This window comes from Allosphingosinicella sp. (assembly GCF_059502505.1).
In genome coordinates, this window is sequence record NZ_JCACEU010000019.1 from 481,783 (window position 1) to 507,822 (window position 26,040).

The window sequence follows — 26,040 nt, forward strand, 5'->3', positions numbered from 1 at the left end:
TAAGTTCAACTCGTCCCAAGCCCGAGAAGAGCAAATGTGGCGAGCCAATGCTCGCCCATGTAATCGCCGGCCACATGGGGCAGGCTGGCGTCCAGATGCTGGTCCGCAGTGTTCCGGGCGAGCTCCGCCAGCGCCGGGTCGAGGGCGTCGGCAAGGCCGCGCCAACACCAGGCGCGGCTGAGATTGAAGCCGTCGAGATGCGCGATCTTGCCGTCCGCGCGATCGGAAACCGTGGCCGGCGTGAACAGGCTGCGGGGCTCGCCCGCGGCGAGGTGCGGGAGGAAGCCGTCCAGCCAGATGCGGAACCGTTCGGGCGACAGCACTCGCTTCATGCAGAGCGCCTCGATCAGCGCCGAGGAGAGGAAGTCGTCGCCGCCGGGTTCCCAGCCAGGGCAGTTCCAATCTTCGCCATAATAGGCTGCGGCCCGCAGCCGGATCAGGCCGGCGAGGGGAGGGTGCCACTCCTCCGCCCATTCGAGCGCCAGCACCATTGCGAATGCGGTATTGTAGTGGGTCCCGGTACGGATCGGATAGGTGAGCTTCGGCAGATAGGTCATGAACCGCTCTGCGAAAGCCATGGCGAGCGGCTGCAGCGCCTGCGACCAATCGAGCCGGTCCTGCAGCGCCGCCTCGCGATGCAGCCCCAGCAGCCACGCCCAGCCGTAAGGGCGCTCGAACCCCCCGCTATAGGCACGGTCGAGATAATCGAGTTCACCGGCCACCTTGGCGTGCGTCAGCATCTCGTCCGCCAGCCCTTCGATCCGTCCGCACACGGGCAGATCCGAGAAGAGCCGCCGCACCCGCAGCAGCAGCCAGTAACCGTGCACGCAGCTGTGCCAGTCGAAGCTGCCGTAGAAAATCGGGTGCAGCGCCTTAGGCCCCAGCACATCCTCCGGCCCGTCCATGACATGGTCGAGCTTGTGCGGATATTCCTGCCGGACATGCCCAAGCGCGATCTCGGCAAAGCGTGCTGCGATGTCGGGAGTGAGAGCGTGCGTCATGGCTCAGAAGGCCAGCCAGTAGATGAGAAGGATATTGGCGGCCAGCAACGGGATTGCCGTCCCGACCTGCGCCTTAATCACCCCGTTCTTGTCCTTGAGCTCCAGCAAGGCGGCCGGGACCAGATTGAAATTGGCCGCCATCGGCGTCATCAAAGTCCCGCAGAAGCCTGCCAGCATCCCGATCGCTCCGACGACGGCCGGGTTGCCGCCATAGGCCTGGACGAGGAGCGGCACGCCGATCGCCGCCACCATGACGGGGAAGGCGGCGAAGGCGTTGCCCATGATCATCGTGAAGAGGGCCATGCCGACGCCGAAGACGAGCACCGTCAGGAACACGCTGCCCTCGGGAATGACCGAGCGGGTGATCCCGCCGATCACCGTGCCGACCCCTGCGACGGCGAACAGGACGCCGAGCGCAGCGAGCATCTGCGGCAGCACAGCGGCCCAGCCGATCGCGTCGATCAGCCGCCGCCCTTCCTGGAGAGGAGCGAGCGCGGGCGGCCTCAGCCAGGCGAAGATCGCTGCAATCGCGAGCAGAACGCCGAGACCGAGCAGCACATAGGTCTCCCGCTTGGCCTCGATCCAGCCATAGCCGCCAAGCGGCGTATAATTGTAGAGCAGGGTGCCGAAGAGCGCCGTCGCGGGGATGATGAGCGCCGGCAGGAACAGCCGGTTGCCGAGCCGCTCGGACCAGGCCTGCCGCTCCTCATCCGTCGAGGTCGGCGGAGCGCTCCGCCCGATGAAGCCGAAGCCGGCAAGGCCGGCGAGGCCGAGCACGAGCAGACCGTTGCCGAAGTCGCCGATCCGGTCGCCGGCGAGAAGGCTCAGCGCCATCAGCCCCCAAAAAGCGGCATTGCCGAGCCGCTTCGGGTTCGAGCGGTCGAGCGCGCTCAGCAACGCAAACGCGGCGAACATCAGCCCTGCCAGCGTGTAGAGCCACTGCAGCGTGATCATGGCCGCCGATCCCTCAGCTTCCGGTCGAGCAGCATCAGCCGCGCGCCATGGATCAGGAACGCAAGGATCGCGGTCGGAATTGCCCACAAGGCGAGCTCCAGCGGCGCGAGATTGTAGCCATAGGTGGCGAGCGTCTGCTGGATCAGCACGATCGAGCCGATCGCGAAGAAGATGTCCTCGCCGAAGAACAGGCCGACATTGTCGGTGGCTGCGGAATAGGCCTTCACCGTCTCCGCCGTCGCCTCGTCGAGTTCGCCATGCTGCTTCTCCGCCGCCGCCAGCGCCATCGGCGCCACCAGCGGCCGCACCGTCTGCGGATGACCCGCGGTCGAGTGGAGGCCTATCGCCGCCGTGATCTGACGGTAGAGCAGATAGAGGACCAGCAACCGGCCCGTCGTTGCATTCCTGAAGCCGCGGATCACCGCCGCCGCACGCTGCTGCAGACCGAACCGCTCGAGAAGGCCGATCACCGGCAGCACGATCCAGACGATCGCGATGATGCGGTTGTCGTTGAACGCCTTGCCGAAAGTGGAGACGACCTCGACCGGGTCCATGCCGGCGATGAGGCCGGTGACGATCGCCGCCGCGGTCACCACCAGCATCGGATTGAGCCTTAGCGCAAAACCCAGGACGACGATCAGGATGCCGAGGAGGACCCAATAGTTCATTCGGCTCCGAAGCCTCCACCGCCGGGAGTCTCGATCACGAACATGTCGCCGGGCCTCATCTCGGCCGAGGCTGTCCCGCTCAGGGTTTCTACAGTACCGTCCGCCCGCACGATCTGGTTGAGGCCGGGCCGGGCGTCGCTGCCGCCATCCAGCCCTGCGGGCGGCACCTCTCGCCGGTTGGAGAGGATGTTCGCGCGCATCCGCTCGCGGAAGCGGATGTGGCGCTCGACGCCGTCGCCGCCTTTGTGCCGTCCGTATCCGCCCGAGCCGCGGCGGATCGCGAAGCGCTCCAGCAGGACGGGGAAGCGCGTCTCGAGGATCTCGGGATCGGTGAGGCGACTGTTGGTCATGTGGGTCTGGACCGCGCTCGCTCCGTCATGGGTGGGGCCGGCGCCGGCACCGCCCGCGATCGTCTCATAATATTGCCTGGCCTCGTTGCCGAAGGTGAAGTTGTTCATCGTCCCCTGGCTTGGGGCGAGCGCGCCGCAGGCGGCGAAGAGGGCGTCGGTGATCACCTGGCTCGTTTCGACATTGCCGGCGACGACCGCCGCCGGGTAGCGCGGGTTCAGCATCGACCCTTCAGGCACGATCAGGGTAATCGGCCTCAGGCACCCATCATTCATCGGGATGGCGTCGTCGACGAGGGTGCGGAACACATAGAGCGTCGCTGCCCGGCAGATGGAAAAAGGCGCGTTGAAATTGTTCGGCTGCTGCGCGCTGGTGCCGGTGAAGTCGACTGTGGCCGACCGGCTCTCCCGGTCGACGGAGATGCGCAGGGACACCTGCGCGCCATTGTCCATGCGGTAGGTGAACTGCCCCTCCGGGAGGCTCGAGATGAGCCGGCGAACCGCCTCCTCCGCATTGGCCATGACGTGATTCATGTAGGCGTCGATCACCTCGCGCCCATATTCGCGGGCGACGCGCCTCAGCTCGTTGGCGCCGCGGGTGCAGGCGGCGACCTGCGCCTTGAGATCCGCGATATTGCGGTCCGGATCGCGCGCGGGCCATTGGCCGGAGCCGAGCAGTTCCCGCATTTCCGCTTCGAGAAAGCGGCCGCCATCGACCAGCAGCACATTGTCGATCAGCACGCCTTCGTCATGGACGCTGACGCTGTTCGGCGGCATCGAGCCGGGCGCGATCCCGCCGACGTCGGCATGATGCCCACGCGCCGCGACATACCAGGCGGCAACGGCGTCGCCTTCCACGAACACGGGCATGATCACCGTGATGTCGGGAAGATGGGTGCCGCCGCGATAGGGTGCGTTCAGCACGTAGACGTCGCCGGCTTTCATGCCGCGCCCGTCCCGGGCGTCCCCCCGCGCCGCGATAATGGTGCGGATGCTGTCGCCCATCGATCCGAGATGCACCGGGATGTGCGGTGCGTTCGCGATCAGCGCGCCCTCGCGATCGAAGATGGCGCAGGAGAAGTCGAGCCGCTCCTTGATGTTGACCGAAGAGGCCGTGTTCTGAAGCGCAACGCCCATTTCCTCGGCGATCGCCATGAAGAGATTGCCCACGATCTCCAGCGTCACCGGATCCGCTTCGGTGCCGAACGCCCGGGACGAAGCGCGAGGCTCGGTGCGCGAGAGAATGAGGTTGGCCGCCCAATCGACAGTCGCTACCCATCCGGGCTCCACGACCGTCGTGGACGACGGATCGATGATGATGGCAGGCCCTTGGATTGTCTGTCCCGGCGTGAGTGTCTCCCGATCCAGGACGGGCATCCGGGCGCTTTCGCCTGGTGAGCTCGATGGGTGCTGCACGGGCGCCGAGCGCTCCTCGACTTCCTCTCGAACGAGCGAAACCTCTTCGGACGACTTGCCGACCGCTTCGACAACAGCCGTTTCGACGACGACCTGCGTCCCCTCCGATACGAAGCCGAAGCGCGCCTTGTGCAGTTCTTCGAAATTTCGGCGCATCGCTTCGGCATCTCCCGCGGCGACCTCAAGGCTGGTATCGCTGCCCTCGTAGCGCAACGCCGCGCGCCGACGGACATCGATCCGCTCCACGCCTTGCGCGCGCAACGCCGAAGCGGCCTCTTGGGCCAGTCCGTCGAGCACGGGCTCCAGCTCCGCCCCGCCGAGCGTGCGCTGCCGCAGCTCGACCATATCGGCGAGCCCCATGCCGTAGGCCGAGAGCACTCCGGCGAGCGGGTGGATCATCACCTGGCTCATGCCCAGCGCATCGGCGACCAGGCACGCATGCTGCCCGCCCGCGCCACCGAAGCATTGCAGCGTGTAGCGGCTGACGTCATGCCCGCGTGCGATCGAGATCTGCTTGATGGCGTTCGCCATGTTCTCGATCGCGATGCGGACGAACCCCTCGGCGGTCTCGCGGGGGCTGAGGCCGGCCCGTTGCGCGACTTCCGCACAGCGGGCGAGCGAAGCGCCGGCGTCGATCGCCTGATCGCCGCCGGGGCCGAAGGCGGTGGGGAAGTGCTCCGGCCTGATCTTCCCCAGCACCACGTTGCAGTCGGTGATCGTCAGCGGACCGCCGCGGCGGTAGCAGGCCGGACCCGGCACCGCGCCTGCGCTGTCGGGGCCGACGCGGAAGCGGCTGCCGTCATAGTGGCAGATCGATCCGCCGCCCGCAGCCACGGTGTGGATCTGCAGCATCGGGGCACGCACCCGCACGCCAGCGACGATGCTTTCGTTGGTGCGCTCATAATCCCCGGCGAAGTGCGAAACATCGGTGGAGGTGCCGCCCATGTCGAAGCCGATCACCTTGTCGAATCCAGCCTCCGCGGCCGTCCGAGCCATGCCGACGATGCCGCCCGCCGGTCCCGAGAGGATCGCGTCTTTGCCCTGGAACGCGCTCGCGTCGGTGAGGCCGCCGTTCGACTGCATGAAGAAGAGGTGCGTATCGGTGCCGAGCGCCGCCACCACGCGATCGACGTATCGCCTCAGCACAGGCGAGAGATAAGCGTCGACCACCGTCGTATCGCCTCTCCCCACCAGTTTGAGCAGCGGCCCGACCTGGTGGCTCGCCGACACCTGGGTGAAGCCGATCTCCCGTGCCACCTCCACGAGCGCCGCCTCATGCGCCGTCCAGCGCCAGCCGTGCATCAGCACGATCGCAACGGCGCGGCAGCCGCGCTCATAGGCGCCGCGAAGCGCAAGCTCCGCCCCACGTAGGTCCAAGGGCCGTAGCACCTCGCCTTCGGCGGTCAACCGCTCGTCAATTTCGATCACTTCTCTGTAGAGCGGCTCCGGAAGCACGATATTCCGCGCAAAGATGTGCGGCCGCGCCTGGTATCCGATCCGAAGCGCATCGCCGAGGCCGCGCGTGATCGCCAACGCCACCGGCTCGCCCTTGCGCTCGAGCAGCGCGTTCGTGGCGACGGTGGTCCCCATCTTCACCGCCGCGACCGGCCCCTCACCATGCTCCGCCATTAGCGCCCGGATACCGGCCACCGCCGCATCCTCGTAGCGCCCGGGGCTGTCGGACAACAGCTTGCGGGTCACCAGCCGCCCTTCCGGCATCCTCGCCACCACGTCCGTGAACGTCCCACCGCGATCGATGAAGAAGGACCAGACGCCCATAAAACGCGCATAGGGAGAAGGGGGTCTTACACGCAAGCCGGCGGGATTTAAGAGTCCCACACGGCTCATCGATTAACTTCGATTGTGTCGCTCGCGCTTCAGGTCGCACAGCAATCGGATAAATCCGATAAATCCTTGTCGCTCCGGGAAAGCCATTGCGTTATGACGGCGCAGTAACGGTCCCATAGAGGGCTGCGCGTCGCATGACAGGGGAGTCGAACCATGCGCTTCAAGACTTTCGTCCTTTGCACCTCCTCGGTTTTGGTGACTGCCGCGTCCCCGGCTTTGGCGCAGGACACCGAGGCGCAGCCACAGGCGCAGGAGCAGCCCGCAGATCCGGACGCCGGCGCGACGCAGACCGACGACCCGGTTCAAGCAGCGACGGGGGCTGACGCCCCGGCTGGGGAAGAGATCGTCGTCACCGGATTTCGGCAGAGCCTGACTTCCACCCGCAACATCAAGCGAAATTCGGACCAGATCGTCGACGCGATCGTGGCCGAGGATATCGGCAAGCTCCCGGATCTCGCGGTCTCCGACACTGCCGCGCGCATTCCAGGCGTTCAGGTTGTCCGGCAGGGCGGCGAAGCGTCGAGCGTGCTGATCCGCGGCCTCCCCGATTTTTCGACGACCTATAATGGGCGCGAGATCTTCACGGCCGAAACGCGCGTGGTTGCCCTGCAGGATTTCCCGTCCGCCAATATCGCCGCGCTTGAAGTGTTCAAGACCAGCACCGCAAATCAGGTCGAGCCGGGTCTTGCCGGCCTCGTCAACGTCCGCTCACGCCGGCCGTTCGATTTCAAGGAGCTCGAGATCGCCGGTTCCGTCTGGGGCCTCTACACCAACCAGTCGGGCGAGATCACGCCGAACGGAAACTTCCTGTTCTCGAATCGCTGGGACACCGGGATCGGAGAGATCGGTGCGCTGGTGAACGTCTCCTACACGCGCCTTAAGTTTCTTGATTCCGAGCCGTCCAACACGGATTTCATCGCTGATCCGGATTTGAATGGTGCGGCGCCCGGCGGGGGCGTGCGGTTCCCGGACGTGCAGCGCCTCTTCTATCGCGAAGGCGACCGGACCCGTCCGTCAGTGAACGCATCGCTACAATGGCGCCCGAACGACGCCCTCGAATTCTACGGCGAGTTCCTCTACCAGGGTTTTCGGAACCAGATTTCGGACCGGCGGCTGGACGCTCTGCTATTCGGCGGTCAGTCCTACACCGACCTAGTCTTCCGAGAGGGCACCAACCTGCTCTCGAGCGGAACGGTGACAAATTCAGCTCCGCTCTTCTCTTTCTCGGGCGGCACCTTCAACAAGACCAACACGTATCAGTATGCGGTCGGGGGGCGCTATGAATCCGGACCGTTCACCCTGACGGCGGATCTCGCTCGCACCGAAAGCCGCTTCACCGGGTCGACTGAATCCCTCGACCGCCGCTACTGCCTGGACGGCTACACGGCCGACTTTGACCTCGAAACGCCGCAATTCACCATCCGCGATTGCGACCTCAACAACCCGGCGAACCAGGTCTTCGAGGGCTTGTACGAGGAAGCTCAGGTCTCCCAAGGCGCCGATTATCAGGCTCGCCTCGACGGTGAATATGAGTTTGAGGATGACGGCTTCTTCCTGCGCAGCATCCAAGCGGGCGTGCGCTACACGGATCGCGATGCGCACCGCGAGTTCGGCAACCGCTTTGCCGGTTTCGATGCGGGGCGCCGCATTCCGATCACCGCGCTGCCGGTCGACTTCCACGTGCCGCGGCGCGGCTTCCGCGGCACGAATGTGCAGTCAGGCACCGAGACCTTTCTCGTGCCGACCTATCGCAGCATTCGAGACAACTTGGCGGAGCTGCGCAGCTTTGTGATCGGCACAGGCCCTAATTCCGGCTTTTCGCCGCTCGGCGGGCCGACCTTCACGATCGCGCCGGTCACCCCGAATCCAACCTCCGTCTATGACGCTCAGGAGGAAACGCTCGCCGGTTATGCGCAGCTCAATTATCGGTTCGGCGAGATGATCGATGGCGCGATCGGCCTTCGCGCCGTACGCACCAAGGTAGGCGTGGTCGGAACCGCCAACGTCGATGGCGTATTCACGCCTGTGGCCGAGGATCAGGAGTTCACTGACTACCTGCCCAATGCCAGCCTTCGAGTACGCTTCACGCCGCAGCTGCAACTACGCCTGTCTGCCACTCAGACTCGCACCAGGCCGACGTTCGAGCAGCTCAACCCCTCGGTGAACCTTGGCGCCCCCGATCCGTCCCGCGGCGGCCTCCGGACCGGGACGGGCGGGAATCCGTTTCTGCAGCCCGTCAATTCGGACAATTACGACGCTTCGCTCGAATATTATTTCTCGCGCACCGGCTTTGCCGCGGTCGCCGGCTTCCACCGCGATTTGCGCGGCTTCATCCAGAACCAGACCGTGTCCCGCATCGACCCGACGGTTGGCCCGATCGAGGTCACCGCGCCCGTCAACACCCGAAGCGGCGATATTACGGGGTTTGAAGCCCAGGTTTCGACCTTCTTCGACTTCGGGTTCATTCCGGACTTCTTCCGCAACTTCGGTGTTCAGGCCAATTACACTTATATCGACGCCGAGGTGGACATCGAGGATCCAACCAATCGCGGAACCTTCTTCCGTGACCTGATCCTGACGCCCGGCAATCCCAACAACGGCGTTTCGAAGCACACGTTCAATCTGGTCGGCCTTTACGAAGGCGGACCCTTCTCGGCGCGGCTGACCTACAACAAGCGCAGTGACTATCTGGAGCGCCGCGACGAACGTGGCGATGAGGAGGGCGGCTTCTATCGGGAGTTCGCGGATCCGGCGGGGCGGCTCGACTTCTCGGCTAATTTCACCATCAATGAGCATGCGACGGTCTTCTTCGACGCGACCAATCTCACGGGCGAGCCGTTTCGCGTGAACTTCAGTTCCGCCCGAAACGGCGCGCCGCGTGCTGAATATGTCCGCTTTCTCCGTTATGAGGAGCAGACCTTCTCGCTTGGCTTCCGCTTCCGCCTCTGACGAACGAGGCAGATTACCTACTTGTTGGCGCCCGGCCTCAGGCTTGGGCCGATGACGGGTTTGCCATCCTTCCACGAGAGCGGCGCGACATAGAGGAAACGCTCATCGTCGCGTTTGCGGCAACCGGCCGTCGCCGACCAGGCATGGAACGCGATATAGCTGCTCCCGCGCGTGTTGAGGACGCTGGGATGCCCAGGGCCACTGAGGCAGCCGGCGTCCTTCCTGTTGTAGCTGTGGAGGATCGGGTTTTCCGGAGCGTCGGTGCACGGCCCCATCGGCCCCTCGCAGGCGGCATAGCCGGTCGCGTAGCTGGACAGGCGCTGGTCCGCTTCCCAGCCAAAATGATTGGCCGAGAAGAACAGGGTGTAGCCGCCCGGATGCCGCACCATCGCGGGGGCTTCGACCACCCGCCATTCCCAATGCACGTCGTTGCGCACCAAGGGTGCCGGTTCGCCGACAAGGCTCAGTCCGTCCGGCGAAAGGCGCTGCGCCCAGAGGTAGGAGGGCTTGAGGACGTTCGGATTGTTTCCATCGTTCTTGTAGTAAAGGTAGAGCTGGCCGTCGGCGTCGCGGAAGGGTTGGGCATCGATCGTGCCGCCTAGCGCGTCCTGGCAGACCAGAGGCTCCGCGGACGGGTCGAAGAACGGACCAATGGGCGCATCCGCGATGGCGAGGCCGACGCACTGGCGATCCATCTTCTCATGATGCGCCGTATAATAGAGCAGCCATCGTCCGCCGACCTCGATCACCTCCGGCGCCCAGGTGCGGCCCTCCTTCACCCAGGAGGCGAGCCGGGGCATGCCGTCCAGCAGCTTCTTCGGTCGGGCGGGGTCGCGCACCATCTGCCACGTCACCAGATCCCGCGATTTCGCCATCGGCAGGTTGAGGCCCCGGTTGGTTGCATAGGCGATATATTCGCCCTCATGCTCGAGTACGAAGGGATCGGCGAAATCCTGCTTCAGTACGGGCGCGTGGAGCGACCCGGCCGAAGCCGTAGCCCCGCACCCGATGAGTAGCGCCGCCGCAAGCAGGCGGCGAAGCGAGGACGGCCAAATTATCATATCAATTCCCTAGACCAGGTCGAAGGAGAAGGAGAAGGGTGTTATGCCGCTTGCGATGCGCCCGCTGCTTCTGCTCGCCGCCGCTGTCGCCACCCTGAACGGCTGCGCGACGCCGTCTTTGCCCGCTGCCGGGACATACATGAACCCGGTGCTCGATGCGGACTTCCCCGACCCCGCGTCGCTCCGGGCCGAAGGCTTCTACTATGTTTATGGGACCCAGGGCGGCGGCGAAGGCGCAAGGCGCAACATCCAGGTCGCGCGATCCTCTGACCTGGTCAGCTGGCAGCTGCTTGGAGACGCGCTGCCGGAGAAGCCTGCATGGGCGAGCAAGACGCAGGATTTCTGGGCGCCACACGTCCATCAGGCTAGCGGCCGCTACTATCTCTATTACTCGGCCAAGCCCGACGCGGCGCTGGCGGATGAGAGCAGGGGCCTCTGCCTCGCCGTCGCCACGTCCGACCGGCCGGAAGGGCCGTTTCGCGACAGCGGCCGGCCGCTGCTATGCGGCGCCGGCTTCGTCAACATCGACCCGATGGCCTATGACGATCCCGCGACGGGCAAGCGGCTGCTCTACTGGGGCTCCGGCTTCGGACCGATCAAGGTGCAGGAACTCGGCCCGGACCGAATGTCTTTCGCGCCCGGCAGCGCGCCCATCGATCTCATCCCGGTAGTGAAATCCGAGGATCCGGACGAATATCAGCGGCTGATAGAGGGCGCGTGGGTGATCCGGCGGGGCGATTATTACTATCTCTTCTATGCGGGGGACAATTGCTGCGGGCCTAAGGCGCATTATGCCGTGATGGTCGCCCGCTCCCGCAGCGCCACCGGACCGTTCGAGACCCTCGCCGCTGCCACTGGCGCGCCGAACAGCGTCATCCTGGAGCGGCGCGGCATCTGGGTTGCTCCCGGTCATAACGCCGTCGTGCGGGATGCTAGAGGTGAGGACTGGATGCTCTACCATGCGGTGGACTCGCACCGCCCGCGGTCGAAGCCCGCGGATGACGTCAATACGCGCCGCGTCATGCTGCTGGGCAGGATCGTCTGGAGGGATGGATGGCCGCGGGTCGAGGGAAACGGCCCGTCGACCGGACCGCAGCCGGCGCCCGCGGTGCGCTAAGCGGCGCGCTCCGCCTCGGCGATCAGGACCATGACGTCGGCGATGATCTGGCGCATCGCATCATGTGCGCCCTGCGCATTGCCGGCCGTGATGGCGGCGAGCACCGCATGGTGCGCGGGCAGGCTCGCGGTGCGGCCCTGGAAGCGATTGGTGAACCGGATCGAGGTCTGGAGCGCGGTCGTCACGACATCGCGAAACTGCATGTAGAAGGGATTGGCGGACCCGTTCAGCACCGCGATGTGAAAGGCGATGTCTGCGTCCAGACTGTCGTCGGCGCCCGCCTCGGCGGCTTCCATGCGCTCATAGCCGCTCCGGATCGCCTCCACGGCCGCCGCGTCCGCGGCCCGCGCCGCCAGTGCCGCCGCCGCGGGCTCGATCGCGATCCTGAGCTCGCTGAACTGCCGCAGCAATTCCAAGGAGAACTTGCGCTCGAGCAGCCAGCGCAGCACGTCGGGATCGAAGAGGTTCCAGGAGGAGCCGGGCTGGACGGTCGTGCCCTTACGGGGCCGGGCAGTAAGAAGGCCCTTGGCGGTGAGCATCTTCACCGCCTCGCGGGTGACGGAGCGACTGACGCCATGCTCGCGCGCGAGCTCCGCCTCGGTCGGAAAACGGCGCGAGTCATAGCCGCCGGTGACGATGTCGCGACCGAGCGCGTCGAGCATCGAGTAGGTCAGGTTGCGACCCTGCAGGCTCAAGCCCCGCGGCGCTCGTCCTTCCCTCATCGCGACCTGCCTTGCCTCGTCGTCACGAGGTCAAGCATGTCGGATCAAGCTGACAAATGTAACCCGCAAAACCAAATGGCGAGGCGGGGTTACTTCAGTTGCCGCCGGCGCACTCGCTCCGGGATGAACCGCATCCGGCGCGAACGTTCGCCCAGGATGCGGTCGCGCCGCATGCTGAAGCCCGCGTGCCAGAACATGTAGATCATCATGAGGATGATAAGGATCGGCAAAGCATACATCATGTCCAGTCAACCGACGGACGACGCGCAGGTTCCGCATGAGGCCTGCGCTGAACCGGCGGTCATTGCTCCGCCAGGGCGGCCTCGATGATACGGATGAGCCGGCGGCGAACGGGCTCGCGGTCGCAGTCGCAGAGTGGGCCGACGCCCATGATCGTCTCGAGGATGGTCGTTCCCATCAGCACCGCCAGTGACAGGCTGGCGCGCAGATCCGCCTCCGGGCCTTCGAGGAGGCCGGCGATCGGCCCCAGGACATCATCGCTGAAGGCGTCGCGCACGATGCCGGCCGCCGTCGGCGAGGAGGCCGAGCGGAGGATCAGGATCAACCTCTCGACATGCTCCCGATCATCGGCCGCGCTGTGGCGGGTGGCGAGGTTGGCGAGGAATTCGGGCAGGGCGGTACCCTTCGGAAGGTCGTCGAACTTGCCCGGCTCGGAGCCGCGCAGGACCTGCTTGAACAGCTCTTCCTTGCCCCCGAAATAACGGCCGACCAGTGCCACATCGACACCGGCGTCGCCTGCAATGTCCCTGAGGCCCACCGTCTCATAGCTGTCGCTGAGAAACCGGGTTCGGGCGGCGCGGAGGATCGCCTCGCGGGTGGTGGCCGCGTTGCGGGCGCGGGTTGCTTCGGGGACGGGGAGCGGCATCGGCACCTTCTAGTTAGGCAGGCGTCAGGGATGGGTCAACAAATGTTGACTGCATAAGTCCACGGCTGTTGACATGGCCTGAACGGCTTCTTAGGTCCGCCCCCGCCGGATGAAAAAGGCAGCTGCGGGGGAGGGGATCGCCGCCCCTCGTCCAATCGGAAGCGAACCTGTAATGAAGACCTCCAAGCCCGCCGCCCGCCGCGGCCCGCTGTCCCTTCTCGCCGTGCTGCTGCTCGCAGGCTGCTCCGCGGGCGCTGAGGAGCAGGCCGGTCCTCCGCCCGCGCCTCCGGTCACGGTGGCGGCGCCGGCGGTACAGGAAGTGGTCGATTGGGACGATTTCGTGGGCCGTTTCGAGGCGGTGCAGAGCGTCGAAGTGAAACCCCGGGCGACCGGCTATCTGCAGGGCGTTCACTTCACCGATGGCCAATTTGTGCGGCAGGGCCAGCTTCTCTTCACGATCGACCCGCGCACCGCGCAGGCGGCGCTTGCCCAGGCGCAGGCGCAGGTCGCCCGCGCCCGCGCCACGCTGGCCAATGCCCGCACCGAGCTGGCCCGTTCCCGCACACTGGAGGCGCAGCAGGCGGCGAGCACCGAAGAGGTCGAGCAGCGCCAGGCCGCGGTTCGCGCCGGCGAGGCCGAAGTCGCGGCCGCGCAGGCGGCGGTGCGCGCGCAGCAGTTGAACCTCGGCTTCACGCGAGTGACGGCGCCGATTTCGGGTCGGGTCTCGGAGCGGCGGGTGGACGTCGGCAATTCCGTGGCCGCCGACCAAACGGTGCTGACCACGATTGTTTCGACCAACCCGCTCCACTTCGCCTTCGAGGGATCGGAGGCGCTGCTTCTGAAGTATCAGCGGCAGGGCGCCGGCGCAGAGCGTGGCACGCCGGTGCGCATTCGCCTTCAGGACGAGGCGACCTACACCCACGCCGGCACCCTCGATTTCGTCGACACTGTGGTGAACACAGGCGCCGGCACCGTCCGCGCCCGCGCAGTCGTGTCCAACCCCACAGGTTTCCTGAAGCCCGGCATGTTCGGTCATGCCCGCCTCGCCGCCTCGCAGCCCTATCGCGCGCTGCTGGTGCCCGACACGGCGATCGTTACCGACGCCGCCCGTCGCGTCGTCTACCTGGTCGATGCGAAGAATACAGTGATCGCCCGACCGGTCGAGCTGGGGCCGCTGACCGGCAGCCTGCGCGTCGTCAGGACCGGTATCGGCCCCACCGACCGGGTGATCATCGGCGGCATCCAGCGGGCGCGGCCGGGGCAGAAGGTGCAGCCGAAGCCTGGACGGATCGCCGCCGCGACCGGGCCTGAGCCGGCTGCCCAGGCGCCTGCGCTGTCGCCGCCCTCTGTCGCGATCCCCGTCGCCGCCGGCCGCTGAGGAGCGGGTCCATGAACATCTCCCGCTTCTTCATCGAACGGCCGATCTTCGCGAGCGTCATCGCGATCTTCATCACCCTCATCGGTGCCTTCGCCTACCCGCAGCTGCCGCTCGCCCAATATCCGGAGATCGCGCCGCCGACGATCAGCATCAACGCCGCCTTCCCGGGCGCGTCGTCGGAAACGGTGGCGCAGACGGTGGCGACGCCGCTCGAGCAGGAGATCAACGGCGTCGAGGGCATGCTCTACATGTCCTCCTCATCCACTAGCGGGGCGGCGGGCATCACCGTCACCTTCGAGCCGGGGACCGACCTCGATGCGGCGCAGGTGCTGGTCCAGAACAGGGTGGCGCTCGCTGAGCCGCGCTTGCCCGAGCAGGTGCGCCAGATCGGCGTGACCGTCGCCAAGCAGTCGTCGGGCTTCCTGATGATCGTGGCTCTGACTTCGACCGATCCCAACCTCGACGTGGATTATATCGGCAATTTCGCCAACACCGGCCTCCGCGACCGGCTGCTGCGCCTCGAAGGCGTCGGCGGAGTGCTCGTGTTCGGCGGCGGCAATTATTCGATGCGGATCTGGATTGATCCCGACAAGGCCGCCGCGCGCAACCTCACCGCCGGCGAGATCGTCCAGGCGCTGCGCAGCCAGAACGTGCAGGTCGCGGGCGGCGCCGTCGGCCAGCCGCCTTATGGCAGCGGCAATCCCGCCTTCCAGCTCCCGATCGAGGTGCAGGGCCGCCTCACCGATCCGGCGCAGTTCGCCGACGTAGTGATCAAGACCGATCCGTCTGGAGCTCTGACGCGGGTGCGCGACGTTGCCCGGGTGGAGCTCGGCAGCCAGGAATATGGCATCGAAGGGTCGTTCAGCGGCAAGCGCGGCGTTGCGCTCGCGATCATCCAGCAGCCCGGCTCCAACGCCCTGGACGCGGCCGAGCTGGTGCTGAACGAGGTCGAGGCGGCGTCGAAGGATTTCCCGCCCGGCATCGTCTACTCCATCCCTTACAACCCGACCGAATATGTCGCGGCCTCGGTTGAGGCGGTGCAGGAGACCCTGCTCGAGGCGATCGTGCTCGTCATCCTGGTGGTGATGGTGTTCCTGCAGACCTGGCGCGCGGCGATCATCCCGATCCTCGCCATTCCCGTCGCGCTGGTCGGCACCTTCGCGGTCCAGCTCGCCCTTGGCTTCTCGATCAACTCGCTGTCGCTGTTCGCGCTGGTGCTCGCCGTCGGCATCGTCGTCGACGACGCCATCGTCGTGGTCGAGGCAGTGGAGAAGCACGTCCGCGAGGGGCTGACCCCGCGCGAGGCGGCGCATCGCACGATGCGCGAGGTGTCGGGCGCCCTGATTGCGATCGGCCTGGTGCTGACCGCCGTGTTCGTGCCGACGGCCTTCGTCTCTGGCATCCCCGGCATCTTCTATCGCCAGTTCGCCGTGACCATTGCCGCGGCCTCGCTCATCTCGCTGCTCGTCTCGCTGACCCTGTCGCCGGCGTTGGCGGCATTGCTGCTGAAGCCGCTCAAAGAAGGCCATGCCGATGACGGGCCGCGCATCATGCGCCCGGTGCGGATCGCCGCGGCCAAGTTCAACGCCGGCTTCGACTGGTTGTCGGACCGCTATGGGCGCGTAACCGGCAGGCTGGTGCGCAAGGCCAGCCTGATGCTGATCATCTATGCCGGCCTGCTGGGCCTCACCGGCTGGCAGCTCACCTCGACCCCGACCGGCTTCATCCCCGAGCAGGACCAGGGCGTGCTGATCGGCGTCGTCCAGCTGCCGCCGGGTGCCTCTCTCGAGCGGACGAGCGAGGTGCTGAACCGCGCTTATGAAATCGTTCGCGCGCAGAAGGGCGTGGTCGATGCGGCGACCTTCGCCGGCCTCGACGGCTCGAGCTTCTCGCAATCTTCCAACGCGGGGACGATGTTCGTCCGCCTGTCCGATTGGGGCGATCGCCAGGAGAAGGGGATGAGCGCCGGCGAGCTGTCGCAGGCGCTCACCATGGCGATGGGCGGAGCGATCGAGGACGCCAACATCTTCGTGATCGCGCCGCCCGCCGTGCCCGGCCTCGGCACCGGCAACGGATTCACGATGATGATCCAGGATCGCACCGGCGCCGGCTACCAGGCGCTCGAGCAGGCCACCTTCGCGATGATGGGCGCCGCGCCGCAGCGGCCGGAAGTGACGCAGGTCTTCTCGCTGTTCAACACCGGTTCGCCGCGAATCGACGCCGACGTGGACCGCGATCGGGCGCAGCTGCTCGGCGTGCAGCCGTCGCAGGTCTACGAGGCGCTCGGCACCTATATGGGCTCGACCTATGTCAACGACTTCAACCTGCTCGGCCGCACCTTCAGGGTGACTGCGCAGGCGGAGCCGACGGCGCGCGACGACCTTTCCGATATCGGCCGGCTGCAGGTGCGCTCGGTCAGCGGTGAAATGGTGCCGCTCTCTTCCGTGGCGACGCTGCGGAACGACAGCGGACCGTCACGCGTGGTGCGCTACAACCTCTTTCCGGCCGTCGAACTGCAGGGCCAGGCGGCGCCGGGCGTCTCCTCGGGCGATGCGCTGACAGTGATGGAGGAGCTGGCGCAGGCGACGCTGCCCCAGGGCATGACCTACGAATGGACCGGCCTTGCCTATCAGGAGAAGGCGGCGGGCAGCAGCTCGACCCTGATCTTCCTGCTGGCGGTCCTGTTCGTCTTCCTGGTGCTCGCCGCGCAATATGAGGCGCTGACGTTGCCGCTGGCCGTCATCCTGATCGTGCCGATGTGTATCCTCGCGGCTTTGTTTGGCGTCACTTTGCGCGGCATGGACAACAACATCTTGACGCAGGTGGGCCTCGTCGTGCTCGTGGCGCTGGCCGCCAAGAACGCCATCCTGATCGTCGAGTTCGCCAAGCAGGCGGAGGAGGAGCACGGCTTGGACCGCTTCCAGGCGGCGGTGACGGCGGCGCGGCAGCGGCTGCGGCCGATCCTGATGACCAGCTTCGCCTTCATCTTCGGCGTGATCCCACTGGCGATCGCGGTGGGCCCGGGCGCGGAGATGCGCCAGGCGCTCGGCACGGCGGTGGTGTTCGGGATGATCGGCGTCACCCTGTTCGGCCTCATCTTCACCCCGGTCTTTTATGTCGTGATGCGCGGGCTCGGGCAGCGCTTCCCGCGGCGGCAGAAGGAAAACCTCTATCCCACCTCCTACGGCGGCACGGCTCACGACCCGTTGCCGAACGAGGGCGGAGCTCCCGCATGAAGCATCTTCTGATAGCAGCCACCAGCGCGCTCGCGCTCGCCGCCTGCACGACCGTCGGTCCCGACTACCGCTCCCCAACTTCTGCTGCGCCGGCGCAGGACTCGCTCGTCGGCGTCGCATCTCCGGCCTTCACCGGTGAAGAGCCGCCGGGCCGTTGGTGGAGCCTGTTCCAGGATCCGGTCCTCGACGGCCTCGTCGAGCAGGCGCTGGAGCGCAACACGGATTTGCGCGTCGCTGCGGCCAACCTGGCCCAGGCGCGAGCCGTATTGCGGGAGGTGCGCGCCGGACGCCTGCCGACGACCAACGTCAGTGGCGGCGCCAGCTATGCCGATCCGGGGCCGGGCGGAGCCGACGTCGTCTTCGATGCGGGGCTGGACGTCGGCTACCAAGTCGACCTGTTCGGCCGTATCCGGCGCGCGACGGAGGCGAGCCGTGCCGATGTCGAGGCGGTGCAGGCGGCGTTCGACCTCGCCCGCATCACCGTCGCAGCCGAGACGACCCGCGCCTATTCCGACGCCTGCAATGCCGGACGTCAGCTCGAGGTGGGGCGCGAGACGGTCCGTATCCAGGAGCGCACCTTCGATCTCACCCGTCGCCTGTTCGAGGGCGGCCGTGCGACCGCGCTCGATACCAATCAGGCAGGAGCGTTGCTCGAACAGAGCAGGTCCGCCATTCCGACGCTTGAAGCACAGCGTCAGACGGCGCTCTACCGGCTTTCGGTGCTGACCGGGCGCCCGCCGGCGGAGTTCCCGGCGATCGTTGCCGCCTGCTCGACGCCGCCTTCGATCAGCCGGCCGATTCCCGTCGGTGACGGCGCCTCGCTCCTCGCCCGGCGACCGGACGTGCGGGGGGCCGAACGGGAACTCGCCGCGGCGACGGCCCGGATCGGCGTCGCCACCGCGGAGCTTTACCCCAACATCAGCCTGGGCGCGTCGGTGGGGTCGACCGGCACCTCGCTCGGCGGCATGACGTCTGGCAACGGCTTCCGGTTCAGCCTTGGGCCCTTGATCAGCTGGACCTTCCCCAACACGGCCGTCGCCCGCTCCCGGATCGCGCAGGCGGAGGCGGGGGCCGAGGCGGCGCTGGCCCGCTTCGACGGCACCTGGCTGCGGGCGCTGGAAGAGACGGAGAGCGCGCTCACCCGCTACGCCCGCGAGCTCGACCGCGTCGCTGCGCTGAGGCGGGCGCGGGCGAACGGTCAGGAGGCGGCGAGGATCGCCCGCCTGCGCTACCAAGCCGGTCGGGAAGGCTTCCAGATCGTGCTGGAGGCGGAGCGCACGCTGGCCCAGACGGAGACGGCGCTGGCCCAGGCGGAAGCGCAGCTTTCCGACAATCTTATTTCGGTGTTCCTGGCCCTTGGCGGCGGTTGGCAGACGAGTAGCGCCGCTTAGCCGCCGTCAAGCTCCTCGATCCTGGTGAATTCGAAGAGTGTCACCTTCCCGCGTTGCACGAAGGCTTGGCCGGCCTGGAGAGCATCTTCCACTGCTTCAGCGGAACTGCGCCGCCACGGCCCGCGAACGGCAGGGGTGATGTAGCGGAAGCGGCGCTCTGTCTCCTTGGGTCCAAGGTCCGGCACCACGCGAGCACGAGTGCCGGATCAGGGCCGGAGGGCTTGGTTGAGGTCGGCGAGCTGGAACAGCAGGAGCGCCAGCGTGACCAGGGTCACGCCCGCCATGCCGAGCAGAAGCCGAAACTCCTCAGTTCTCCGGTCCATCACTACCTCCTGCCCCTAAGACGTCACCACCGGCCGAGACCCGCACCCGCCTGCTGCGTCACAGCGATGCCTGCAGTCCGACGCGGAGCGAGATCGCAGCTCGGCCCTGCTGCTCCTCCGCGCCAAATTCGCCGCCGACCGAGAATTCCGAAATGCCGCCGAGCAGCCGGAGCCTGCCGACCCAGCCGTCCTCGCGGTCTTCGGGAAGCAGGGTGAAGGACGAGCCGCTCCCGAAGCGGGCGACCGTCTCGCCGATCGAGCCGCCGAGGATCTGCCGGCGCCCGCCTTCGAGCTCGGCGCGGAACCAGCCCTTGCTGCGATCGAGGTTGCCGAAGTCATAGCCGGCAGTGAGCGTCGCCTCGGCGGCGAACTCGTCGCTCGTGCGATCGCCGATGATCAGGTTCATCGCATCGCCGCCGTCCTTCTCGGTGTAGCCGTCCTCGGACAGGCGGTAATAATCGAGCGATGCCGCCGGCCTGAGGCTCAGGCGACCCAGCGGGATCTCGTATGAGAGGCCTGCGGCGAGCGAATAGAGCTGTCCGTCCCAGTCGCCGCTCGCGGTGCGGGTGACGGTCTCGCTGCCCATCGTGCCGGTGAAGGTGCGGGTGCCGTCGAAGGCGATGAACGCGGCCGAGGCGCGGGCATGGGCTCGGAGCGCTCCCCAGTCGCCGCGCCAGTAGCCGGCAAGCTCGAACTGGTCGGCGCTCACCTCGTTGGCATTGTCGCCATTCTCGTCACGGCCGCCGAGGTAAGCCAGCGATGCACCGAGATTGCCCGCGCCGCCCATCTCCACTTCCAGGCCGCCCGAGGCGCCCCAGCCCGTGATGTCGTAGGACGAGGTGTCGCCGATATCCTTGGAGGTGCCCCAGGCCACCTGCTGCAGCCAGAAGCCCCAGCCGCCCATGTCGGCGAGCGGCGAATTGGGATCCCTGAGGAAGCGGGCGCTGGCACGGGAGCCTTGCGTCACCGTCTCGAACACGCCGCCAGAATGTTCGGGGAGCATCTGCTGGACGGCTTCTCGGAAGCCCTCCGCGTCAGTCATCTCGAGGAACGCGCCGGCGACCTTGGCATCCTTGTCCAGCGCGGTGAACATCGCGTCCCAGCCGCGCGTTTCCGAGCCGTTGAGGCCAATCTCGGCCGCGGTCTTGCGGCCGATCGTCACGGCGAGCTCGCCCGCCTGCTCGTCGGCACTGAGGCTGCTCTTGAGGAAGACCGGGAGCAGCACCGAAGTCGCGGTGAGGCCCGCGCTGCCGGTGAGGCTGCCGGCCTTCAGCACCGTGAACTTGCCGACCGAGCCGCCAACTGTGGTGAGCTTCACCTGGAGCTTGGAGCCTTGAGCGAAGGAGGCGGCGCCTGCCACCTGGTAGAGCGTGCCCTTGCCGGTGGACGGATCGATGGTGACGCCGAGCACGCCCTGGGCACCGACAGCAAGCGATCCGATCGCGACCGGGCCGGTGGTCTTGACGTCGAGCGTGCCGCCATTGACCTGCACGGCAAGGGCGCCGGCGTTGACGAGCGAGCCGCTGAACTTCGCGGTTCCGGAAAGCTGGAGCTGGTCGGCGCCACCGCCGAAGTCCGCGCTCCCGTTGAAGACGGAGGTGCCGGCCAGCGTCAGCCTGTCGGCACCCGATCCAAACTGCACGTTCCCCTCATAGGCGGCGTCGCCACTCATGGCGAGGCGGTTGGCGCCGGCTCCGAACTGCGTCACTCCCTTGACCGCGCCATCGGCAAGGTCGAGCAGGTCGTCGCCGGCGCCGAACAGGATGCTGCCCGTGATTGAGGGGGAGGCAGCACCCTGTCCTGGCTGGATCTGGCGCACGACGGCGCCGGAATTGTTTGCGCGAAGGTCGATCGCAACGGCGCGGCCGCTGTCGAGCGGCGCGCCGAGCGCGCCGATGCTGCCGCTATTTTCGACCAGCGCCAGCTTGCCGGCATTGTCGACGATCGCTCCCGCATGGCCGCTGCCGCTTGTGGTCGCGAGGATCTTGCCGCTGTTGCGGACCGAGGTGACCGTCGCGCCGTGATCGATGACGATCGCGCGGTTCACGGCCGTCGCGGCGCCGCCGCCGTCGGCCTGGATCGTGCCGCCGACGCGAATCTCGTTCACGGTCGCGCCCGAGCCGATCCTCACCGCGGTTGCGCTTGCGCCATTGGAGGCGGCGGTCACCTGGCCGTTGACGGTGAGGCCGCCGGCGACATTCACCGCGCCGCCGAGGCCGCCGATCTGGAGCCCGTTAGCGGCGACGCCGCTATAGACGCCGCGCCCCGCGATGCCGCCCTTGACGACGATGCCGTGGTCGCTGCCGGCAACCGCGCCCACGGTGATGGCGCGATCGGCCGCGCCGACCTGCACCGCCGCCGCGGCGCCGTAGGAGACGACGCTGGCGGCGCCTTCCTTCTCGTCCTCAATCCCGTCCTTGTCCTCATCCTTGTCGTCAGGTTTGGCGTTGGGCGGCGGGACGTCGAACAGGATGCCCTTGGCGACATTGCCGCTGATCCTCAGCGCATTGCCGCCCTGGAGGAGGTCGTCGGCATCAAGCTTAGACGTGTCGGCCGGTGCCGCGATCGAACGATATCCGGTCGAGCTGAGGCCGCCCTGAATGACCAGCGCCCCGCCGATGTCGTCGTCCAGCGCCGCGCCGATGGCGCCCACGCCGGTGGCGGCGACGTTCCCCGATATGCTGACGTTGCCGGTGACTTCCTGGGCGCGGATGCCGACCGCGTGGTCGCCGGTCACGGTGACCGCGCCGGAACTGATCAGGGATCCGGCGAGGCGGGTGTTGGCGGCAATTCCGACCGAATCGTTGCCCTCGATCGCGATCGTGCCGCTGTTCGCGACCGTCCCGGTGAAGGTGCCGCCAGGTGCGAGGCGGACGCCGAAGCGGCGGGCGCCGGTCGCAAAGGGGCCGTCGAGGTCGCCGTCCTTGTCGCCGTCGGTCGGCGTGTAGCCTTCCAGCAGCTCGATCTTGCCGCTGTTCGTGATCGTCCCCGAGATGCCGGACCCGGCGAGAATGCCGGTGGCGTCATTGGCATCGGTGATCGTGATCGCGCCTTCGTTCGTCACCTTGTTGTTGCTGTCGAGCGTGACGGCTGCGCCGGCCCCGGTCGGCACCACCGAACCTGCCGCGCCGATTTTAATATCGTCCGCCGCGCCGGATTTGATCGTCGAGCTCTTCACGCGATCGGTGACCTTGGTCCCGATCGTGGTCTCTGCCTGCGCGGCAGCGGCAATCATGGCGATGGAAGTGAGGCAGGTACAGGCCAGCAGGTTACGCATTTCGATCCTTCTTGTGTCGGGTGCGGCGCTGCCCGTTCCCCCGGCAGCGGCCGCTCGATCACAAGACGAAGCGGGTCCTTGGGACCCGCACCGTCAGGCTCGAAAATTTTCTCTAGAAGCGGAAATCCCAGCCGAGCCGCAGCGTCCGCGGCCGCAGCGGGGTCACCTGCCGGCGCTCGAGCAGGGTGAACGGAGACCCAAGCGCAAAGCGATTGCCGGTCTCGTCGAGCACATTGGAGAGGATGAGCGAGAGGCTGTGCCGATCCCATTCGAGCCGGGCTCCGAGCCGGGTGTCGAGCCAATCGCCCTGCGGCTCTCCGAGGATCGGCCCGATGCCAAGGCGCGAGCTGCCGACATAGCGCGCCGAGGCGGTGAGGTGCAGGTCGAGACCCGGTGCCACCGGCGTCGCATAGGCGGCTCCGAAGTGGCCGTTGACCTCAGCCACGTTGGGCAGTGACGCGCGCGGGCTGATGATGATGCTGGGGGCGGGATTGGTCACCCTGCTCTCGTTGAGCACCGCGCCCAGACCGAGCGAGAGGCCGGGGAGGGGGCGCCAACCCAGCCGCAGGTCCAGGGTCCAGATCCGGCCGTCGCCGATATTCTGCGTCGTCGGAAGGCCCGAAAAGTCGATGATGTCGGCCTGGATGTCCCGCCAGTCGGTATAGGCGACCGAAGCAGCGACATCGAGCCCGCCGACGCCGCCGCGGCGATAGCGAAGCCCAGCTTCGCTGGTCGCGACGCGGTCGTTGCGGAAGCGCTGGATGACGTCGCCCGTGACGGCGAGGCCGCCGGGGCGGAAGCCCTGCTGGTAGCGCAGGAAGAAGAGGAGATCGGGACCCGCGCTGGCGGTCAGCGCGGCCGAGGGAAGGAAGCTCGTCTCCGTCCTGCCCCCCTCCAGCGCTGCAAGGAGCGCACGGAGCGCCACGGGCGCATCGACCGCGGCCCCGGTCAGGTGAGACCGGCTGAGCCTGCCCCCGGCGGTCAGGCTCAGGAACTCCGCAGGCTTCACCGTCGCCTCGCCGAACAAGGTGCCTTCCTGGACCGAGTTGCGGACGCCGGTGATCGGGACCGGAGCCGTCGGATTGCCGAGCGCCCGTTCCTGCTCGGAGCGGTTGCTGATGAGGCTGGCGCCGACCAGCCAGCCCGTGCCGTCGCCCCCGTCGCTGGAGAGGCGGGTCTCGGTCGAGACCATGCTGATCCTGCTCGTCTGCTCGAACAGGGCCGGCGGCCCGCCTTCGCGGGTGGAATCGTAGCGCTCCTGCAGCTTCTGCCGCACCAGCCCGAATGTGCTGACGAGCTGCAGGTCGCCCCAGCTCTTGCTCGCCGCAAATTGAGCCAGCGCATAGTCACTGCCGAAATCCTGCTGCACCATGCTTCGGCGAGTGAGCGGCGGCAGATCGCGGTCGGCGAACTGGGAATCCTCGCCCCGGATGCGCTGCGCGGCCGCGCCCACGTCGAACTGCCAGCCGCTTTCGGTCGTGGCGCGAAGCGATACCCGCGCGCCGATCGTTCGCGTGCGGTTCACATCCTCGAGGCCGCGCCCGACATCGTCGATATAGCCGCCCTCGCTCTCGGCATAACCGACGAGGCGAAGGCCGATGCGGTCCCGGGCGAGCGGCAGATTGAGCATCCCCGCCGCGTCCGCCCCGGGCGCGCCGTGCTGAGTGAGCGATCCGCCGACCGAGACCGCTCCCTCGGTCCGGCGCGCGTCAGGTGCGGTGGGGACGACGCGGATCACGCCGCCGAGCGAGCCGGCGCCGTAGAGCGTGCCCTGCGGCCCCGCGAGGATCTCGACGCGCTCGATGTCGTAGAGCCGCAGATCCGGGTCGGGCGCATTATAGTTGAGCCGGACCTCGCCGAGATATTGACCGACCGTCGCCTGGGTCGGCCCGTTGAAGCTGGAGTCCGCGATGCCGCGGATGAAGAGCTTGTTGCGGCCGGAGCCGAGATGCGTGGAGGTGAGGGCAGGCACCTTCTCGGTGAGCGCGTCGGTACCGCGCAGACCGTCGAACACGGGATCGCGCCCGTCGACCAGGGTGGCGGCGCCCGGATAGGCAGCGAGCAGGACGCGCCGCTTGCTCGCAGTGACGATGATGTCCGGCTGTTCCTCTGCCGGCGGTAGGGGAGGCTCGGGCTCCACGCGCGGTGCCGGAAGCGGCGGAGGCGCGGCGCGTCGCATGCGCGGCTTCGGCGAGCGCATGATCACCCAGGCGTTGGGCCCGATCGGGACGGCACGCGCACCCGTCCCGGCGAGCATACGGGCGAGCGCCTGTTCCACCGAAAGCGCACCGTGCACCGGCTTCACGCGGATCGAAGCGAGCGCTGGATCGCGCACGCCGATGCTGAGCCGCGCCTGGCGCCCCAACGCCACGACGGCGTCGCCGAGGCGCCCTGCGGGCAGGGTAAAGCTATGCTGCTGTGCGGCGGCGGCGGCGGCGCTCAGGGACAGGAGGCAGGCGGAGGCGGCAAGGAGGCTAGCGGGATGCACTGGCCCTCGTCAGGAGCCAGCCGTCGCCCGACCGGCGCAGATGGAGACCAAGCAGCGCGGCGCTGCGCCCGAGCACGTCACCCGGCTTGCCGTCGAGCGAGAGGACGCCGCTGAAGGGGCGCGAGGCCACTGCATCCTCGACCCGGATGCTGATGCCGAGGCTGCGCCCCAGATCGCTCGCGACGAGCGAGATCGGTGCGCCCGAATAAACCAACCGCCCCTCCCGCCATCCGCCGACGGCATCCAGCGCGACCTTGCTCAGCCTGACCGTCTCGCCGGCGCGCTTGACCAGCTGCATGCCGGGCTCGAGCTTCGTCGCCTCCTGTGCGGGATTGAAGAGCACCATGCCTTCCGAGACTGCGACCTCGAGCCGCTCAGGCTCGGCAACCACGTTAAAGACGGTGCCCATGTCGCGCAGCACCGCGCCGCCGGCCTCGACCTCGAACGGCCGAGCCTCGTCATGCCGGATTTCAAACAACGCTTCGCCCTGATCGAGGCGTGCGTAGCGCGGCCGGTCTCGGTCGAGCATCACCTTCGATCCGCCGTTCAACGCGATCCGGCTGCCGTCGTCGAGCGCGACGATCCGCCGCTCGCCGGCGGCTGTCTCCACCGCGTAGGGGCTGCTCCCGGTGCCGAGCACGGCATAGGCACCGGTGAGGACGATGCTGGCCGCGGCAGCCCATCCGACAAACCGGCGGCGGGTCGGGTGGCGGGGTGCGGCAGGCGGCGCGAGCAGCGGTGGCGCCGGAATGACGGGCGCCGGCGCGGCCGGCGCGAGCGAGCCCGCGTCTGCATCGGCGAGCGCCGCCTCATCATAGGCCGCCGCGTGGGCGGGGTCGGCTTCGAGCCAGGCGGTGAAGGCCTGCCAGTCCTCGTCACCGGCATCGCGCAGCCGGATCACCCAGCCGATCGCCTCCCGTTCAATTTCCTGTCTCGTCTTCAGCATCCACACGCCCTCAGGGTCGTGACGCCGCGGCA

The 26,040-nt window shown here is 67.4% G+C and carries 16 protein-coding genes; 5 read left to right on the forward strand and 11 right to left on the reverse strand.

Features of this window, described 5'->3' with window-relative positions:
- Positions 1-5: 5 nt before the first annotated feature.
- The 4 genes from AC5JBD_RS14895 to AC5JBD_RS14910 are packed head-to-tail and all read right to left on the reverse strand — an operon-like array spanning position 6 to position 6,165.
- A complete protein-coding gene (locus tag AC5JBD_RS14895; protein WP_495722598.1) occupies positions 6-1,001 on the reverse strand; it encodes a DUF2891 domain-containing protein in 996 nt (331 codons plus the stop codon).
- 3 nt (positions 1,002-1,004) lie between these two features.
- Entirely contained in the window at positions 1,005-1,955 is a 951-nt protein-coding gene (locus AC5JBD_RS14900; RefSeq protein ID WP_495722599.1) for a DUF979 domain-containing protein, read from the reverse strand.
- On the reverse strand, positions 1,952-2,623 hold the full coding sequence (locus AC5JBD_RS14905) for a DUF969 domain-containing protein (RefSeq protein WP_495722600.1): 672 nt from the start codon (positions 2,621-2,623) through the stop codon (positions 1,952-1,954). Before AC5JBD_RS14905 ends, AC5JBD_RS14900 begins: the two co-directional genes overlap by 4 nt.
- Positions 2,620-6,165: a hydantoinase B/oxoprolinase family protein gene (locus AC5JBD_RS14910; RefSeq protein ID WP_495722601.1), complete on the reverse strand. Its 3,546-nt coding sequence runs from the start codon at positions 6,163-6,165 to the stop codon at positions 2,620-2,622. Before AC5JBD_RS14910 ends, AC5JBD_RS14905 begins: the two co-directional genes overlap by 4 nt.
- A 222-nt stretch (positions 6,166-6,387) precedes the next feature.
- Between AC5JBD_RS14910 and AC5JBD_RS14915 the strand changes: the two genes are divergently transcribed.
- The gene (locus AC5JBD_RS14915; RefSeq protein WP_495722602.1) at positions 6,388-9,183 is read left to right on the forward strand and encodes a TonB-dependent receptor; all 2,796 of its coding nucleotides are present in this window, start codon (positions 6,388-6,390) and stop codon (positions 9,181-9,183) included.
- A 17-nt stretch (positions 9,184-9,200) separates the two neighbouring features.
- Here AC5JBD_RS14915 and AC5JBD_RS14920 read toward each other — a convergent pair whose 3' ends face one another.
- Positions 9,201-10,244 carry a glycoside hydrolase family 43 protein gene (locus AC5JBD_RS14920; protein WP_495722603.1) on the reverse strand — a complete coding sequence of 348 codons (1,044 nt, stop codon included), beginning with the start codon at positions 10,242-10,244 and terminating at the stop codon, positions 9,201-9,203.
- A 43-nt stretch (positions 10,245-10,287) separates the two neighbouring features.
- On the opposite strand from AC5JBD_RS14920, the gene AC5JBD_RS14925 reads away from it, so the two are divergent.
- Entirely contained in the window at positions 10,288-11,361 is a 1,074-nt protein-coding gene (locus AC5JBD_RS14925) for a glycoside hydrolase family 43 protein (protein ID WP_495722604.1), read from the forward strand.
- Here the strand turns inward: AC5JBD_RS14925 and AC5JBD_RS14930 are convergent.
- From AC5JBD_RS14930 to AC5JBD_RS14940, 3 genes are all read right to left on the reverse strand, one after another.
- A complete protein-coding gene (locus AC5JBD_RS14930) occupies positions 11,358-12,083 on the reverse strand; it encodes a FadR/GntR family transcriptional regulator (protein WP_495722605.1) in 726 nt (241 codons plus the stop codon). The genes AC5JBD_RS14925 and AC5JBD_RS14930 overlap by 4 nt on opposite strands.
- 89 nt (positions 12,084-12,172) lie before the next feature.
- The gene (locus AC5JBD_RS14935) at positions 12,173-12,325 is read right to left on the reverse strand and encodes a hypothetical protein (RefSeq protein WP_495722606.1); all 153 of its coding nucleotides are present in this window, start codon (positions 12,323-12,325) and stop codon (positions 12,173-12,175) included.
- A gap of 59 nt (positions 12,326-12,384) precedes the next feature.
- Entirely contained in the window at positions 12,385-12,969 is a 585-nt protein-coding gene (locus tag AC5JBD_RS14940) for a TetR/AcrR family transcriptional regulator (protein WP_495722607.1), read from the reverse strand.
- A gap of 172 nt (positions 12,970-13,141) precedes the next feature.
- On the opposite strand from AC5JBD_RS14940, the gene AC5JBD_RS14945 reads away from it, so the two are divergent.
- The 3 genes from AC5JBD_RS14945 to AC5JBD_RS14955 are packed head-to-tail and all read left to right on the forward strand — an operon-like array spanning position 13,142 to position 18,974.
- A complete protein-coding gene (locus AC5JBD_RS14945) occupies positions 13,142-14,347 on the forward strand; it encodes an efflux RND transporter periplasmic adaptor subunit (protein WP_495722608.1) in 1,206 nt (401 codons plus the stop codon).
- A gap of 11 nt (positions 14,348-14,358) precedes the next feature.
- Complete coding sequence (locus AC5JBD_RS14950; RefSeq protein WP_495722609.1) at positions 14,359-17,583, forward strand: efflux RND transporter permease subunit; 3,225 nt, start codon at positions 14,359-14,361, stop codon at positions 17,581-17,583.
- Positions 17,580-18,974 (forward strand): efflux transporter outer membrane subunit, encoded by a 1,395-nt coding sequence (locus AC5JBD_RS14955; protein ID WP_495722610.1) that lies wholly within the window; start codon positions 17,580-17,582, stop codon positions 18,972-18,974. The genes AC5JBD_RS14950 and AC5JBD_RS14955 overlap by 4 nt, the downstream gene beginning before the upstream one ends.
- Positions 18,975-19,355: 381 nt before the next feature.
- Here AC5JBD_RS14955 and AC5JBD_RS14960 read toward each other — a convergent pair whose 3' ends face one another.
- From AC5JBD_RS14960 to AC5JBD_RS14970, 3 genes are all read right to left on the reverse strand, one after another.
- A complete protein-coding gene (locus AC5JBD_RS14960) occupies positions 19,356-22,574 on the reverse strand; it encodes an autotransporter outer membrane beta-barrel domain-containing protein (protein ID WP_495722611.1) in 3,219 nt (1,072 codons plus the stop codon).
- 112 nt (positions 22,575-22,686) lie between these two features.
- Entirely contained in the window at positions 22,687-25,062 is a 2,376-nt protein-coding gene (locus tag AC5JBD_RS14965) for a TonB-dependent receptor (protein WP_495722612.1), read from the reverse strand.
- Positions 25,049-26,008: a FecR family protein gene (locus tag AC5JBD_RS14970; RefSeq protein ID WP_495722613.1), complete on the reverse strand. Its 960-nt coding sequence runs from the start codon at positions 26,006-26,008 to the stop codon at positions 25,049-25,051. Before AC5JBD_RS14970 ends, AC5JBD_RS14965 begins: the two co-directional genes overlap by 14 nt.
- Between the last annotated feature and the right edge of the window lie 32 nt (positions 26,009-26,040).

Bases quoted from the DNA above. Each gene is read 5' to 3' on its own strand.
- AC5JBD_RS14895 (WP_495722598.1), bottom strand. From the start codon at position 1,001: ATGACGCACGCTCTCACTCCCGACATCGCAGCACGCTTTGCCGAGATC.
- AC5JBD_RS14900 (WP_495722599.1), bottom strand. From the start codon at position 1,955: ATGATCACGCTGCAGTGGCTCTACACGCTGGCAGGGCTGATGTTCGCC.
- AC5JBD_RS14905 (WP_495722600.1), bottom strand. From the start codon at position 2,623: ATGAACTATTGGGTCCTCCTCGGCATCCTGATCGTCGTCCTGGGTTTT.
- AC5JBD_RS14910 (WP_495722601.1), bottom strand. From the start codon at position 6,165: ATGGGCGTCTGGTCCTTCTTCATCGATCGCGGTGGGACGTTCACGGAC.
- AC5JBD_RS14915 (WP_495722602.1), top strand. From the start codon at position 6,388: ATGCGCTTCAAGACTTTCGTCCTTTGCACCTCCTCGGTTTTGGTGACT.
- AC5JBD_RS14920 (WP_495722603.1), bottom strand. From the start codon at position 10,244: ATGATAATTTGGCCGTCCTCGCTTCGCCGCCTGCTTGCGGCGGCGCTA.
- AC5JBD_RS14925 (WP_495722604.1), top strand. From the start codon at position 10,288: ATGCCGCTTGCGATGCGCCCGCTGCTTCTGCTCGCCGCCGCTGTCGCC.
- AC5JBD_RS14930 (WP_495722605.1), bottom strand. From the start codon at position 12,083: ATGAGGGAAGGACGAGCGCCGCGGGGCTTGAGCCTGCAGGGTCGCAAC.
- AC5JBD_RS14935 (WP_495722606.1), bottom strand. From the start codon at position 12,325: ATGATGTATGCTTTGCCGATCCTTATCATCCTCATGATGATCTACATG.
- AC5JBD_RS14940 (WP_495722607.1), bottom strand. From the start codon at position 12,969: ATGCCGCTCCCCGTCCCCGAAGCAACCCGCGCCCGCAACGCGGCCACC.
- AC5JBD_RS14945 (WP_495722608.1), top strand. From the start codon at position 13,142: ATGAAGACCTCCAAGCCCGCCGCCCGCCGCGGCCCGCTGTCCCTTCTC.
- AC5JBD_RS14950 (WP_495722609.1), top strand. From the start codon at position 14,359: ATGAACATCTCCCGCTTCTTCATCGAACGGCCGATCTTCGCGAGCGTC.
- AC5JBD_RS14955 (WP_495722610.1), top strand. From the start codon at position 17,580: ATGAAGCATCTTCTGATAGCAGCCACCAGCGCGCTCGCGCTCGCCGCC.
- AC5JBD_RS14960 (WP_495722611.1), bottom strand. From the start codon at position 22,574: ATGCGTAACCTGCTGGCCTGTACCTGCCTCACTTCCATCGCCATGATT.
- AC5JBD_RS14970 (WP_495722613.1), bottom strand. From the start codon at position 26,008: ATGCTGAAGACGAGACAGGAAATTGAACGGGAGGCGATCGGCTGGGTG.